Origin of the sequence: Flectobacillus longus, from assembly GCF_030056705.1 — a bacterium.
GTDB lineage: Bacteria > Bacteroidota > Bacteroidia > Cytophagales > Spirosomataceae > Flectobacillus > Flectobacillus longus.
Genome location: NZ_JASHIC010000014.1, coordinates 164,839 through 180,964, shown reverse-complemented (window position 1 = coordinate 180,964; position 16,126 = coordinate 164,839). Strand labels below are relative to the sequence as shown.

Genomic DNA, 16,126 nt, shown 5'->3' with positions numbered 1-16,126 from the left:
AAATCATACCAAATCTCTAAAGTCTATCGACATTCCATCTTCTCCAAGTATAGTATTGCGAAAAACTTGTTTTGCTTCATCTATAAATGGAGTAAGGTCTTTGTATCTAGACGAGAAATGTCCTATCAATAAGTTTTTCACACCAGCTTCCTTAGCAATTTGCCCAGCTTGATAAGCGGTAGAATGGCATGTTTCCTTAGCTCTTTCTACCAATTCATGTAAAAAGGTGGTTTCGTGATAAAGTAATTTGACCCCTTTGATAATTGGCAAAATAGCAGGGTGATAAGCCGTATCAGTACAAAAAGCATAACTATCTGGCGCAGGGCCTTTGCTGGTGTAATAGTCACATGAATATAGTACTTCGCCATTATCATCTAGCACATCTTGTCCATCTTTGAGGCATTTGATTTGTTCAATACTTATATGTGATGGCAATAGTTCCTTCAGAATTTTGTGTGGTTTTTCTTTTTCTTCAATCAAAAAACCACAACATGGCACACGATGAACCAAGGGAATTGTGGTGACCTTCACATAATCGTTTTCCATTAAGAGGTAGGACTCTTCGGAACGAGTTTCCTCAAAATGCACTTTAAAATTAAGACGTGTATCCGAATATTTCATTTGAAGAGTCAGCACTTCAGCAAGACCTTTGGGACCATAGATATACAAATCGTCAACTCTATGGTGCATGTTAAGTGTTGACAATAAACCTATTAATCCAAAGAAATGGTCGCCATGAAGGTGAGTAATAAAAATATATTTGATACGAGTGGCCTTGAGTTTGAAACGAAGTAATTGCGTCTGGGTAGCCTCTCCACAATCAAACAAATACCCTTCTTGTTCCACCATCAAAAAGTGGGAAGTTGCATTACGCGTTACTACTGGGTTGGCAGAACCCGTACCTAGAATAGTAAGATGGAAACTCAAATTGTTATAATTTTAAATTACTGGTAAACAAAATAATTAATAGGGTTCAATATAAAAAAAAACCTTATCAGACTAACGCCTAATAAGGTTTTTTTGTTCGAAAAACCGAAAAATATCCTTTGATGAATACTTTTAAGTCTTCGTTTTATACAATTTGATTAATAATCTTCTTCGCTTTCACTGTATTCGCCACCGCCAAACTCATCTTCATCTTCTGATTGGAAATCATTTTCGAGTTCGTTTAAGAAAACAGCATCAATTGCCTCCTGAACTGTTGGCATAATGGTCAAATCTTCAATTTTGGCACGATCTAATTGGTCGATAATTTCATCATTTTTAGTCACAATGATGAACAAGCCAAGCTCGTTTAAACAGATTTTATTGCCTTTACGTATTACCGAAACGCCATGACCATCCAATTCTGTAACTTCATCAAAATTCACGATAACGTTACCATATCCCGCACGGAAAAGTTGGCGGATAATGTTTTCGAAATCAGCGTAATTGTCTTGAGTTAAAGCTGTTTCGTTAAGTTCGATAAGAGCGTATTGCTCGTTTTTTTCAATCTTAAAATTCATCTTTTTACTACTTTATATAATCGCAGTAGATTTTTTTTGGAATTAAATATGCTTTAGGGACTCGCCCGAAGTTTGTATGCTTGAAGGTACAAGTGTCATAAAACGAGTGTCTATTCTGAGACGTTCACTTTGAATGACCTACCTGCAAATGCTGTGCAATTTAGTAATTTTCACGAAAAATATTTGTACTTATAAGTACAAATAAGCTCTTGCAAAACAAGAGCTTATTCAAGTACAATTTATTACTAAAATTTTTAAAATTTCTCGCAACTATTATCTATTTGCTAAGAACGTCAATACATTTTTCTCAACTCGTTCTAGAACATTATCAGTAACAGATTTTTCGAAAGCTTTGCCTGTTACTTTCTCAAAAAGCTCAATATATCGTTCTGAAATTTGATTTACCCATTCAGGAGTCATTTCAGGTACTGTTTGTCCTTCTTTTCCTTGAAAATTATTGGCAATCAACCATTCACGAACAAATTCTTTTGAAAGTTGTTTTTGAGATTCACCGTTTGCTTGTCTTTCTGCATAGCCGTCCGCATAAAAATAACGAGATGAATCAGGCGTATGAATTTCGTCAATCAATACAATTTTACCGTCGATTTTACCGAACTCATATTTGGTATCCACCAAAATCAAGCCTTGTTCGGCTGCCATTTGTGTACCTTTTTCAAACAATGCCAAAGTATATTGCTCTAACTGAACATAATCCTCCTCGCTCACTAATCCTTTGGCAAGGATATCTTCACGAGAAATATCTTCGTCGTGACCTTCGTGCGCTTTGGTGGTTGGTGTAATAATTGGCTGAGGCAATTTGTCGTTTTCTTTCAATCCTTCAGGCAATGTTACTCCACAAAGTGTACGAAGTCCTGACTTGTATGTACGTGCTGCATGACCTGCTAAGTACCCACGCACGACCATTTCAACAGGAAAAGCTTCGCATTTTAGACCCGCACTTACATTAGGATCTGGCACTGCCAATAACCAGTTTGGAACAATCGATTGCGTAGCTTTCAAGAAATGTTCAGCGATTTGGTTCAACACCTGTCCTTTAAAAGGAATCGCTTCTGGAAGCACTACATCAAAAGCAGAAATACGGTCAGAAGCCACCATTACAAGGAGGTCTTCAAACGAATATACATCTCTTACTTTACCTTTGTAAAAGCCCGTTTGGTTGGGAAAATTGAAATTGGTACTTTTTATTACGTTCATTTTATATTGGGTAGTATTAAAAACATCTAAGTTAGTGGGCATTTTACCTGCTCTAAGCAATATGCCTTAAGCTAAAAGCAAAGAAAGCTTTCTATTATTTCATGAAAAATACTTTTGAACTTCTAGCTTACGGCATAAAGCCTAATGCTTATTGCAGATAAAATGAATTTTATTTGACGCACCAATTTTTTGTTTAAAACCTCTACCGATTGAAGTTACATTTTTTCGATCACAATAGCCGATGCACCGCCACCACCATTACAAATACCAGCAGCACCAATACGACCGCCTTTATGAGTTAAGGCACTTATCAAAGTTGTAACAATACGCGCGCCTGAAGCCCCCAGTGGATGACCTAATGAAACGGCTCCACCCAAAACATTGATTTTATGTTGAGGAATATCCAACAGTTTTTCGAATGCCAAAGGCACAACGGCAAACGCTTCGTTTACTTCAAATAAATCTACCTCCTCTTTGATAAGCCCTGCCATACGAATTGCTTTGGGTACTGCTACGGTTGGCGTTGTAGTAAACCATGCAGGTTCTTGTTCGGCATCAGCAAAGCCAATAATTTTTGCTAATGGAGTCAATTTGAGTTTTTCAGCTTTCTTTTTTGACATCAAAACTAGCGCAGCGGCACCATCGTTCAGAGTAGAAGCATTGGCTGCGGTAACTGTTCCTTTTTTCTCAAAAGCTGGTTTTAAGTTAGGGATTTTCTCAAAATTGACATTTTTATATTCTTCATCCTCCGAAATCGTTACCACTCCTTTGCGAGTTTGTACTTCGATAGGAACAATTTCGTCTGCAAAATAACCTTTTTGTGTAGCCTCAGCGCTACGACGGTATGATTCAATCGCAAAATCATCTTGATCTTCGCGAGTGATACCGTATTTACGAGCAGTTTTGTCTGCAAAGATACCCATTGCACAATCATCATAGGCATCCGAAAGACCATCTTTTTCGAGCCCGTCGACCAAAGTACTTGAGCCGTATTTATAGCCAAAGCGAGCACGAGGCACATAATATGGAGCATTAGACATACTTTCCATACCTCCAGCCACGATGACATCAGCCATTCCGAGCATAATACTTTGTGCTGCAAAGATAATGGCTTTTGCGCCAGATGCACATACTTTGTTGATAGTTGTACAGCGTGTTTCGTGTGGGAGACCAGCTTTGAGTGCTGCTATTCGTGCAGGGGCTTGTCCTAAATTTGCAGAAATAACATTACCCATAAGTACCTCTTCTACCAATTCTGGCTTGATTCCAGCTCTTTCTATTGCGCCCTTTATGGCAATACTGCCCAAATCTGTTGCTGATAAACTCGATAAAGCTCCGCCAAAACTTCCAATGGGAGTTCTAACGGCTGAGACGATATACACTTCTTGCATAATAAAGTTAAAGTTTGGTATTGTAATGGTGGTTAAATAGTAATCTTTAGATTTACCAAGATTGTTTCATATTGGACTTATTCTTCTTAAGCAATCCCTTCTTTTGTTGAATATATTGTACTTCATTATTTTTCATAGCTTCTAGGATACTCCTAGCTTTTTCGGGAGAGAGCCCATAATTCTTAAGCGTTTTCAACATTTCATCTTGAGCATCTGTGTGTTCCACTTCAGCGTGATTGGCACTTGGTGGTGGCATGGACTTAGACTGTTGTTTGGGCTTAGGTTCTTCGGAGGCTCCACGAAATTTGAGTTTTAATAATTCAAAATTGAAACGTGCGATTTGATTCTGTGGATTTAGCTTAAGAGCTTCTTTAAAATAAATTAATGCTTGGGCACTGTCTTTGAAAGCACCGCTAATTACGCCCAGTTGACAGTAGGTTGTTGAGGCCATTTTATAATCTTCGAGGTGAATCAGCCGTTTGTACATGCTTTGTGCTCGCAAGGTATCTTCAGAGAGCAAATACACATGCGCTTGGTTTAGCACAACCTCGGGGGGAGTAAAATAAGAATTGTCCGATATTGTCTGGTAATATTTTACTGCATCCTTATATCTTTTTTCTCGAAATGCCCTTTCTGACTCTATTTTAGCCAGATTTCGTGCACTTACCTTAGTAAAGGACGCATTTTCTAAAATCCAGAGGAATATGTAAAAAATAAAATAATTCAACTTATTATACTCTAAGTAATATTTTATGCAAAAATCGTATAAAACTGTTCTATAAAAAACTTTTAACCTAAATTTTCTACAATTGGAAAGTCCTCACTGTAAAAAATACGTCTATGCCTAGCAAAAATAGCGCAACTACCAAAAAATAAAAATACTTATTGGCTGTCACCGTAACGGTTCGTTGGTCAATCAAATTAGCAGAAATATTTTCAATCTGCTTTATCAAATCTACAAAACTATCTGACACACTATGTACTTCAAAATAACCTCCTCTTGTTTCAGCAGCCATTTTTCTCATCAAATCTGGCTCTAGTCTTGTTACCACAATATTACCGTCTTCATCTTTTTTGAGCGATTTCCCCTCCTTGATTGTACTACCTTCGGCAGTACCTACTCCAACGGTAAACAGGTTAACTCCATTTCTTCTTATTCTATTAAGTAAACTGTAATCAAGGTTTCCAAAATTTTCGCCATCACTCATCAGTACTATTACTTTGGACTTATTGCTTGTTTTGATTTTGGTAAGCTTATCCAAGGCTAATTCTAAGGCTGGTGTAAAATTGGTACCACCAGCAGGTAAAAGATCAGAGTTGATTCTTGGAATAAATAAATTGATGGCGTTATGGTCAAAAGTAAGTGGAGAAAGCATAAAAGCATCTTCCGAAAAAACGATTACTCCTATCCTATCGCTTGTAAAATGATTGACAATACGACTAATTTCAAACTTCGTTTTTTCAATTCTACTTGGCTGAACATCTGTGGCATCCATAGACTTGGACACATCTACCAACAAAAATATATCTCGACCTTCAGCTCGAATGGTTCCATTAATTTCACCAAAAGATGGGTCTAGCAATGCCAAGATAAGCAAGGTAAAATAGCAACTTCTCAGCACAAACTTTAAGATACTAGACCTAGCCACGGTTTTTAATTTTCTGGCAATTAAAAAAACCCTGACAAGATAAAAAACATATATGAGAATAAACAGGACAATGAACATTCTCTCGGTTTGTCCCAAATCAGCATTCCAGTTCATAACCTAAAATTGTACAGAACTTGCTAGAAAAGCAAATTTTAGCATGTCCAAAGCAAAATTCTCATTTACTCATCTATCAAATTCTAACGATTAACTTTGAACGTATTATCACTTCCTCACGCACGTAATCGTCTGGCTTTTTCATGACCTCAACTAATAGATTCGCAGCTTTGGCTCCCATTTCATAGGGAAATTGCTCGATACTCGCAAATGGGGGTTTTTCGAGATACTTACAAAAACTTAAATTTGAAAAACTCACAAAAAATATATCTTGGTTGATGATTAACCCTCGCTCTTTGGCTATCTGCATGGCATCGAGGGACATGTAGTCGTGGAAAGCAAAAATCGCTTGTGGAGGTACTGCCAAATCCAAGAGTTCATGTGTTTTCTTAAAGGTATCTTCAAAACCCAAATCTGTGGTTTTGATATAAATCGGATTGAGTTCAATATTATGCAACTTGAGTGCATTGACATAACCCATCAGCCGTTCATTGGACGACTGCATTGTATTCGGTCCATTCAAGAGCGCTATTTTGGTTAGTCCTTTGTTGAGCAATAATTCCACTGCCTCAAATGATGCCTGCGTGATGTCGGTATATACACAGCTATTGGGCAGGCTTTTTACGACTCTATCAAAAAATACCAAAGGAATACCCTTTCGATTTACCTCCAAAAAATGACGATGATTGTAAGTGCCCGACCCCATCGACACGATGATCCCGTCGACACCATGTTTCATGAGTGCTTGAATAGCCTGTTCTTCTCGCTCAAAATCATCTCTAGATTGTTGCAAAACAACTCTGTATCCTTTTTCAAAAAGTATATCCTCAATACCCGTAATGGCCATTGAAAAAAACTGTTCTGTGAGCCATGGTACTACTACACCAACGTTTTTGGTAGACTGTTTTTTTAGGTTTATCGCGGTGGTATTGGGACTATAATTTAGCTCTTTTGCCAACGCTATCACGTCTTCCCGCATCTTCAAACCAATACGTGGATGGTTTTGCAAAGCCCTCGAAACCGTTGAAACTGAGGTTCCTAAGCGCTTCGCCAATTCTTTCATAGTTATCTGACTCATAAGCTTTTATTAATTGTGCAAGCAAGTTAGAATTTTTGCACAAATTGCACAATCGGTTGCACGCTTTTGCACAATCGGTTGCGCAGTCAAATTTCTTATTCGAAGCCCACTTGAAGCATATTTTGATAAGCTCAGAAAACTATCTTTGTTCAAGGATTAGCTTACCCAATTTTCCAACTATGAAAAATTTACACATATCAACTCCTGGCAGAATTTGTTTATTTGGCGAGCACCAAGATTACCTAGGCTTGCCTGTTATAGCCGCTGCCATTTCGAGACGTATTCATATTGAAGGACGAGTTACCAACACGCCTTCTGTTCATATTCAATTACCTGATATTCAATCTGAAGAATCTTTTCCTTTAGCCGAAACAGCCATCTATCATAAGGACCGAGATTATTTCAAAAGTGTTTTGAATGTATTGAAAAGAGAAAAAGGTATCTCTTTTGAAAAAGGCATTGAAGCAAAAGTGTACGGCAATATCCCTATCAATTCTGGAACATCGAGTTCGTCGGCATTAGTAGTGGCTTGGACACATTTTTTACTAAAAACAGCTAATCATCCTATTGACCCAGTTGAAATCGGACAATTAGCCTATTTAGCTGAAGTAGAAGAATTTGGCGAACCAGGCGGATGTATGGACGAATATGCCACGTCGATTGGTAATATTATGTATTTGGAAACCAAGCCTAATATTCTGGTAGAAGCTTATCAAGCGCCATTGGGCAAATTTGTCCTTGGGGACTCACTTGAGCCAAAAGATACCATTGGTATTTTGAAGCATGTCAAATTTGGTATGCTCGATGCCATCAATAAAATCAAGCAAGTCTATCCAGATTTTCAATTAAGCAAAGCGCCTATCGAAAGCGCCGAACAATATCAATCATTGCTGAATCCAGACGAATATGCACTGTTTTACAGCAACCTTTCGGACAGGGATATTTTGCGTACAGCCAAAGCCATGTTTGAAGGAAAAGATACATTTAATGATGTAAAATTGGGACAGTTGTTGAGCGCTCATCAGGACAACTTGAGAGACGCAAAACGAGTTTCTACACCTAAAATTAATAGAATGATAGAAGCCTCCCTAAAAGCAGGAGCTTTGGGAGGTAAAATCAATGGTTCAGGAGGTGGAGGCTGTATGTTTGCCTATGCACCCACCAACACCGAAGCTGTGGTAGAAGCCATCGAAAGAGAAGGTGGCAAAGCCTATATCATCGAAGTAGCAGAAGGTTCGAAAGAAGAAATATAATCTTACGAAGACGGTAGAATATCATTACCGATTTACCAAATAAGTTAGTGGGCTAAATGAAATTAATTTTACCCGCAATAGGCATTAAGCCCAAAAGCTTTTTTGAATTCATTAAGAATATTTTTGCCGAAAGCCCATTGTTGAAAGTCGAAAGCAAAAAAATGTATCAATTCTGATAACTGATACACGATTAACTAATAACATCTTATTACCATCAAATTATACATCCAATTTTCTATGAAAACTCAAAGAATTGTAATCCTTGCAGGGGGTGCAGCTACTCGCATGAAAAAAGCTGCACCTGACCTAACAGACCTTGATCCTACGTTGGCTAATCAAGCCGATACGTTGACAAAAGGGATGATTGGTCTGGGGGATTCGGGAAAATCTTTAATAGATTATCAGTTAGAAAATGCCTCAAATGCAGGATTTAATGAGGTTTTGATGCTACTTCATCCAGACGATGATTTTACACAACAGTATTACGAAAAACTAGCGCAAGAAGGTAATAGTTGGGGCATACATTTTGTATTTGCCCGACAACATATTCATGCAGATAGAGTAAAACCCGCAGGAACTGCCGATGCTGTTTTACAAGCATTAGAGCAACATCCTGATTGGCAACAAGGGCGAATTGTAGTTTGTAACAGCGATAACTTGTATTCGACACAGGCTTTTGAAGCACTTTGGCATAGTCCTAATCCTAATGCTTTGATAAGTTATGATAGAGATGCTTTAGATTTTCCACTGGAGCGAATCAAAGCATTTGCCATTGTAGAACCAGATGAGAATAATTATTTACAAAATATCATAGAAAAACCTTCAGACGAACAGGCAGAAGCTATTGCTCATCGCTACGGTCGTATTGGTGTAAGTATGAATGCTTTTGTGTTTGAAGCCTCAGATTTGTTTCCTGCCTTACAGAAAACCCCTTTTCACCCTGTAAGAAATGAAAAAGAATTACCAACGGCTTTGTTAATTATAACCAGAGAATTGGGAAAACCTATTTCTTGTATTCCAATGGCAGAAAATGTACCTGATTTAACTTCAAAACAAGATATATTAGTAGTACAAGAATACCTTAAAAAAGTAAAAACATTGACATTACATTAAAGAAACCCTAAGACTTTGCTAAAGTCGATACCTCATAATTTACCATTTAAACCCAAATAATTGGCAATGAAAAATAATACACTTCAACGACGCGATTTTATTCAAAAAGGAGGCTTGGCCTTAGCAGCAGGGCTGGTTTTACCAAAAGATGTCTTTGCTAAAAAAGACGACCGCAAAGTACGCCTTGGTTTTATTGGCACAGGTCTCCGCGGGCGAAACCACCTTGCCAATGCCATGGCTTTTCCAGAAGTAGAAGTCACTTGTATTTGTGATATTGACCCTAATGCCATAGCAAAAGCTCAAAAAATTCTCAAAGAGAAAGGCCGTAAGGAAGCAGTAGCCTATGGAAAAAATGAGAAGGATTTTGAAAACATGGTAAAACGTGATGATATCGACGGTGTAATTATTGCCACACCTTGGGAATGGCACGTACCGATGGCATTGGCGACCATGAATGCAGGAAAATATGCAGGCTTGGAGGTATCTGCTACAGTTAAATTGCAGGAATCATGGGACTTGGTTAATACTTTTGAAAAAACAGGTTCTCACTGTATGTTGCTCGAAAACGTATGTTATCGTCGTGATGTGATGGCGGTACTTAATATGGTGCGAGAAAACCTATTTGGTGAAATCACTCACTTGGAATGTGGCTATGAGCACGATTTGCGTCATGTCAAATTCAATGATGGTAAACAAGCTTATGGTGGTGGTGTAGAATTTGGAGAAAAAGGCTTTAGCGAAGCCAAGTGGCGTACACAACACTCAGTAGACCGCAACGGAGACCTTTATCCTACACATGGTTTAGGTCCAGTTGCCGAAATGATTAATATCAACCGTGGTAATCAATTTTTGTATTTGACTTCAATGGCATCGAAGGGAGTAGCATTGCATAAATATATTGTTGACAAAGGAGGAGCCAATCACCCAAATGCGAAAGTAAAATTCAAACTTGGTGACGTGGTTCAAACAATGATTAAGTGTGCTAACGGAGAAACCATCTTAATTACGCATGATACCAACTCTCCTCGTCCGTATTCGCTTGGTTTTAGAGTACAAGGTGATAGCGGATTATGGATGGACGATGGTAACCAGATTTATGTAGAAAATGTATCTGCCAAAGCGGATGTTTGGGAATCGGATGAGGCATATATGAAAAAATATGATCACGGTATCTGGAAAAGATTTGAATCTGAAGCTGTCGGCGCAGGTCATGGTGGTATGGACTATTTTGTTTTGAGAGATTTTATTAATTCTGTTAAAAACAAAACTACCCCTCCTATCGACGTGTACGATGCAGCAGCTTGGTCAGCTATTAGTCCATTGTCAGAAATGTCGATTGCCAAAGGTTCAGCTCCAGTTCAAATTCCTGATTTTACTCGTGGAAAATGGAAAACGAATAAGCCGATTTTCGGGTTTGAAGTATAGATTCATTGAGTGAGTGGCGATTGAGTGGATGAGTGATTATTTTTAAAAATATCTAGTTCGAGACTTAGTATCGGACTAGCGTTTGTTTCAGTTTTAAACTGTTAAAAAAATAAGTTCAAGACTAAGTCTTGAACTAGTAATTTCAAGTTTTTCTAGAAATAAAAAGGTGGTCGAAATTAATTTTCTAACCACCTTTTTTCATGATAAAATCCACAAATCAAAAATCATAACCTTTTGGTTATGAACACCATAAACTATCAAAAATAATACCTTCTTACTCAAATAATCGTGTAAAATAAAAATTAATAACCAAAATCACCTTGTATTTCATTGTAAAAGCGCCGTAGGTGCGACAGAAAGCCAAAATCTTGAAGTCTGTCGCACCTACGGCGCTCTTTTAACTGTTCAAGGGAATGACTATTTACTACCAAACTGTCGCTCCTACAGAGCTGATGAAAAGATCGGTTCCTGAAAAAAATCCTAATAAACAGGCATATCTGTGGTGGATAATTGATAAATTTTCTACTTATGATTAATTAACAACTAAGAAAAGTCCCTTAGAATGTTATGGTATTCACAGTGCTAGAGGTTGAAGTCGTGGTGGTTGATTTCAATGTCGCACCAGAAGTGGAATACGTTCCTCCTGTATATAAACCCCAACCCGATGAACCTCCAATATAACTACCTCCTGTATATGCTCCTCCAAAATAGATTTTGTACTGAGCTCCTTTAGCCATACTCGGAGTAGAAACATGGAGATATCCTGAAGCACTTTTAGGCTTGAATGTTACGATGTCTTTTCCATTTGCGTCTTCAATATGAAATAACGAAGAAGTTGCCACGGATGCACTGGATTTTATAAACATACCCACTTGTGTAGAAGCCGTCCCCATTGCTTTTGTCATATTACTGGCGGGTTCTGCTCCCATTAACGTTCCTCCATTAACCAAGAAATTTCCATTCACGTCAATATCTTCATTTCCGTTGGTAATCACATATCCTCCACTAATCGTAAAATTACCATTGCTATCTATTGCATCAGAACCTGTTACGATTAATACGCCACCTGTAACTTTCAAATGACTATTATCGTTTGATTCTGTACCTCCCGAAACAGTTCCGTAAGAAGTATTAATACCGTCATTGCTGGCGGTCAAGTTACATACTCCACCAGCAATGGTAATGAAGATTGATTCCATACCCTCATACGACTTGGTAACATTGACATTTCCATCATTAATCGTAATGGAAGTATTTGATTTTAAACCATCGTCAGAAGCTGAAATATTAAGTGTGCCTCCATTCATAACAAAAGTACCATCACTCTTAAAACCTTTTGCTTCACTCGTATTAGCAGAAGTATAGGTATAAGTAGCGCCAGATGCTGTAATTGTAGTCGTACCTCCATTAACAGTAGCAGTTCCATCTACAGTTATGCCTTTTCCTCCTTGTCCAGTACTTGTAATAGTCAAATCCCCTCCCTTGATAGAAAGATTTTTATCACAATTGATACCTGCAGGCGCAACAATGTCAAGGTCTGTGGTATTGTAATATGCTACGCCAGTAGTCGTAATTTTAATAGTTCCAGAAGTCAGCGTAAAGTCTCCCCCCGTTTTAATACCTTTCGAGCCCTTGCCAGATACAGTCAAAGTCACAGCGTCTGAAGTACCAATAGTGGTATAACTTTCACTTTTGATGGCATTGCCTTTTTCGCCTGAAGTATTGACAGTAATCTTTCCTCCTTTGACCAAAACATAAGGCGTAATCGAAGCATCCGAACCATCATAAGAAGCTGTAATTCCATCATCTACACTTGAAACATTGATCGTACCACCATTTACCACAATATAACCTTCATCGGCTTCTACTCCATCGCCAGAAGATGTGACCGATAATGTTCCATTATCCATCTGGAAATAATCTTTGGCATGAACACCATCACTAGCCGCAGATTTAACGATGATAGTTGCTTCACTTATGGAGATATAATCGTCAGCTGCGATGCCATGTTTGTTATTTCCAGTAACATTCAAAGTACCTGTGCCCTTAAAGAGTAATTGTCCTTCACTAAAGAATGTTCCTTTTTGATCTTCGGTACTGGTGGTATAGGTAGCGCCGTCTACAAGCGTATTGGTAGTTCCAGCTACAATATTAATCGTACCTTTTTTACTAGATTGAACATTAATTGCAGGCCCTACACTATTGGTTACACTTAGCCCTTTCATAGCAATATTGTATTTGTAATCACTGTACAACTTGAAACTTCCCTTACTAGCAGTTCCTGACAATAAATACACGATTTCTTTGGTAGTATTTGTCGATTTTACCGTTACATCTGCTCCACTTGTAGTAACAGTTACGCCAGCACTTTGATATGGATTACTTACCGAAGCGGTTGTTCCTGAATACACAATTACTACGGTATCAACAGCTGGAGTGGCAGTTCCTGAGCTACCAGCGGTAACGGTAATTGTGATAGTACAGGTCTGTCCGCCAAAACTTAAATTAAAGGTCGCGGTTCCAGCGGAGGTTGGTGTACCTGATATTTTGTAAGTCAATGTACCCGAACCTGAAACAAGCGTTCCAGCATCTAATGTTGCTGTCAAACCCTCTACACCTGTCGAAGAAGCCGTTGACACATCATAAGTTCCACTATTACTTCCTGTATAAGCCAATGTGGCAATACCTGTATATGCCGTGCCACTCACACCTGCCGCAGGCACAACACTACTCAATACCAAGCTAGCAATACTTGCTTTTGAAGCTACAACGGGCAAAGACAATGTACAAGATTGTCCACCCAAATCAATCGCAAAAGTAGCAGTACCAGCCGATGCAGGCGTTCCTGTAATTACAAAGGAAGCTGTACCACTTCCACTAGTCAGTTGCCCCGCCGATAAAGTTGCTGTTAGACCTGTTACCCCTGTAGACGCCACTGGAGTTCCAGCTTGATAGGCCGCGCCATTTCCGCCTGTGTAAGGAACTGTTGCCGTAGCAGTGTAAGATGTTCCACTTGTTGCTGTAGCTGAAAAGGTAGCATCGCTACAATTTAATCCTGTAATACTGGCAGAAGCTGTAATATCGTCAGTCTTACACGACTGGATACTTAAGATAAATGTTAGCAAAAGGCTAAACGCAATAAAAAATCTTTTAGTCATAAGTATGTGTTTTTAGGAAATATATTGGTGCAAAATTTTATTTTATCCTGCTGCAATAAATGACCAGAAAAGGAGTAAAAACGTTACAGATTTTTAAAAAACAGCATACTTTATCAAAACACTATTTAGAAAGATTATAAAATAAAAAATTAATTTCAATCAAAATAAAATAGCATTTAACACTCCAAATAAATATCTATAAAATACTGATTAAAAACACATTATATTAATTAACCACAAAAAGCACTAAACTTTAATTATTCGCATTACTTAAAAAGTATAGTTAATTAATAGGAGTAAACTTTCTTTCAATTGTAGACAAATACGTACAAAACGTATACTCTTTTATCTACACAAAATCTTAAGTTTTGAGTAATTGTGCTGAGTCCGAGACCAGATAGTCAAGTCGAAACACCTAGTTTCTTTACAAAAAATATCTCTAGTGCTTAAGTAGGATTCATATTTTTTTCGGAACTTTACCGCTATTACTTATTTGAAACAAAACTATTTAGCCCCAAGCTTGGATTTAGTCAAGAACAGCCATCTAGTTTACGGTATTGTAGTGTCGCAAGAGGAGTTTGAGTACAACCAAGTCTAGTACAAAAGATGTAGTGTTAACCAGCCCAAATAAATCAATTAGCAGATTCTCTTTCCCCAACTTAGGTCCTATTCTCGTCTAACTTCCTGCCGAACGACTAAATATTTCTTACAAAAGCAATTATGGAAATCCTAAAAAGTAGTCGCCTTGACGCGCTCCGCTACGACATTCGTGGTCCCGTTTACGAGAAGGCTCTCCAATTACAACGTGAGGGCTACAAAATCACTTCTCTAAACATCGGCAACCCAGCGGCATTTGGCTTTGAGACACCAGACGAAATCATTCATGACATTATCATGAATATTCGCAATGCTCAAGGTTATGCCGATTCTAGAGGGTTGTTTGCCGCCCGCAAGGCCGTTATGCAGTATTACCAAAGTCGCGGTGTAAGAAAAGTCGAAATCGAAGATGTTTTCATCGGAAATGGGGTGAGTGAGTTGATCACAATGGTAATGACTGCTTTGTTGAATAATGGAGATGAAATTTTGATACCTTCACCAGATTATCCTCTTTGGACAACTTCGGTAGGATTAGCGGGTGGTACTCCAGTACATTATGTATGTGATGAAGCTTCGGACTGGAATCCAGATTTGAAAGACATCGAATCTAAAATTACCAAGAAAACCAGAGGTATCGTTTTAATCAACCCTAATAATCCAACCGGAGCAGTTTACGAAAAAGAAATTGTAGAAGGAATTGTTCGTATTGCAGAAAAACATAAGTTGATTGTTTTTGCAGACGAAATTTATGATAAAATTTTATACGACGGAGCGGTGCATCACACCACGGCAGGGATGTCTGAAGAAACCCTCATTATTACCATGGGTGGTATGTCTAAAAACTACCGTGCTGCAGGTTTCCGTGGAGGATGGATGGTGTTGACAGGGGCAAAACATAAAGCAAAATCCTATATCGAAGGTTTGACTTTTATGGCTAGTATGCGTTTGTGCGCCAATGTAATTACCCAATACGGTATCCAAACGGCGCTGGGAGGCTATCAGTCAATCAATGATTTGGTGATTCCGACGGGTCGTTTGTACAAACAAATGAATTTGACACACGAAAAGCTTGTGGCTATTCCAGGAGTGTCTTGTGTAAAGCCTAAAGGTGCGATGTACCTTTTCCCAAAATTTGATTTAAAACAATTTGACTTCAAAAATGATGGTGATTTTGTATTAAGTCTTTTGGAAGAACAGCGTATTTTGGTTGTGGCTGGAACAGGCTTTAACTTCAAAGAACCAGACCATTTCCGAATTGTATTTTTACCGCATTTGGAACAACTAGAATTAGCCCTCGGCAAAATCGGAACGCATTTCGAAAACCATAGAAAAGGTAAGCCCAAAAGCTAGTGGTTCTAATTTGAGGATTTGAAAATGAAACTTCTTTGTAATTACTAGTCCAAGACTTAGTTCTGAAGTTAATAACACATGAATCATCCCAAATTTAGTAATTGAGTGCATGAGTGATTATTTTTAATCTGCATTTTACTAGTAGAAACGTAAAGCTTTGCGTCTAAAGAGATCTCATGTTGAAATATAGTATGCAAAAAGGCGGTCGAAATGAGTTTTTCGATCGCCTTTTTGCATAAACAATACAATGGTTCACCTTGTGAATCCCAATAAGTACA

General features: G+C 38.2%; 12 protein-coding genes. 4 read left to right on the top strand and 8 right to left on the bottom strand.

The window, feature by feature from the left end; genetic code table 11:
* Positions 1–3: 3 nt before the first annotated feature.
* From QM491_RS12130 to QM491_RS12100, 7 genes are all read right to left on the bottom strand, one after another.
* Complete coding sequence (locus QM491_RS12130) at positions 4–927, bottom strand: ribonuclease Z (RefSeq protein WP_283327758.1); 924 nt, start codon at positions 925–927, stop codon at positions 4–6.
* Between the two features lie 158 nt (positions 928–1,085).
* A complete protein-coding gene (locus QM491_RS12125) occupies positions 1,086–1,505 on the bottom strand; it encodes an STAS domain-containing protein (RefSeq protein WP_283327757.1) in 420 nt (139 codons plus the stop codon).
* A gap of 273 nt (positions 1,506–1,778) precedes the next feature.
* The gene (locus tag QM491_RS12120; protein WP_283327756.1) at positions 1,779–2,720 is read right to left on the bottom strand and encodes a phosphoribosylaminoimidazolesuccinocarboxamide synthase; all 942 of its coding nucleotides are present in this window, start codon (positions 2,718–2,720) and stop codon (positions 1,779–1,781) included.
* Between the two features lie 215 nt (positions 2,721–2,935).
* Positions 2,936–4,111: an acetyl-CoA C-acyltransferase gene (locus QM491_RS12115; protein WP_283327755.1), complete on the bottom strand. Its 1,176-nt coding sequence runs from the start codon at positions 4,109–4,111 to the stop codon at positions 2,936–2,938.
* 52 nt (positions 4,112–4,163) lie between these two features.
* Positions 4,164–4,598, bottom strand: a complete 435-nt coding sequence (locus tag QM491_RS12110) for a tetratricopeptide repeat protein (RefSeq protein ID WP_283327754.1) — start codon at positions 4,596–4,598, stop codon at positions 4,164–4,166.
* Between the two features lie 316 nt (positions 4,599–4,914).
* Positions 4,915–5,760 (bottom strand): vWA domain-containing protein, encoded by an 846-nt coding sequence (locus tag QM491_RS12105; protein ID WP_283327753.1) that lies wholly within the window; start codon positions 5,758–5,760, stop codon positions 4,915–4,917.
* A gap of 190 nt (positions 5,761–5,950) precedes the next feature.
* Positions 5,951–6,952 (bottom strand): LacI family DNA-binding transcriptional regulator, encoded by a 1,002-nt coding sequence (locus tag QM491_RS12100; RefSeq protein ID WP_283327752.1) that lies wholly within the window; start codon positions 6,950–6,952, stop codon positions 5,951–5,953.
* A 179-nt stretch (positions 6,953–7,131) separates the two neighbouring features.
* Between QM491_RS12100 and QM491_RS12095 the strand changes: the two genes are divergently transcribed.
* From QM491_RS12095 to QM491_RS12085, 3 genes are all read left to right on the top strand, one after another.
* Entirely contained in the window at positions 7,132–8,205 is a 1,074-nt protein-coding gene (locus QM491_RS12095) for a mevalonate kinase family protein (RefSeq protein ID WP_283327751.1), read from the top strand.
* Positions 8,206–8,442: 237 nt separating this feature from the next.
* On the top strand, positions 8,443–9,318 hold the full coding sequence (locus tag QM491_RS12090; protein WP_283327750.1) for a sugar phosphate nucleotidyltransferase: 876 nt from the start codon (positions 8,443–8,445) through the stop codon (positions 9,316–9,318).
* Between the two features lie 66 nt (positions 9,319–9,384).
* Positions 9,385–10,743: a Gfo/Idh/MocA family protein gene (locus QM491_RS12085; protein WP_283327749.1), complete on the top strand. Its 1,359-nt coding sequence runs from the start codon at positions 9,385–9,387 to the stop codon at positions 10,741–10,743.
* A 557-nt stretch (positions 10,744–11,300) separates the two neighbouring features.
* Here the strand turns inward: QM491_RS12085 and QM491_RS12080 are convergent.
* Positions 11,301–13,901, bottom strand: a complete 2,601-nt coding sequence (locus tag QM491_RS12080; RefSeq protein ID WP_283327748.1) for a carbohydrate-binding domain-containing protein — start codon at positions 13,899–13,901, stop codon at positions 11,301–11,303.
* 720 nt (positions 13,902–14,621) lie between these two features.
* Here QM491_RS12080 and QM491_RS12075 point away from each other — a divergent pair.
* A complete protein-coding gene (locus QM491_RS12075; protein WP_283327747.1) occupies positions 14,622–15,848 on the top strand; it encodes a pyridoxal phosphate-dependent aminotransferase in 1,227 nt (408 codons plus the stop codon).
* Positions 15,849–16,126 lie beyond the last annotated feature (278 nt).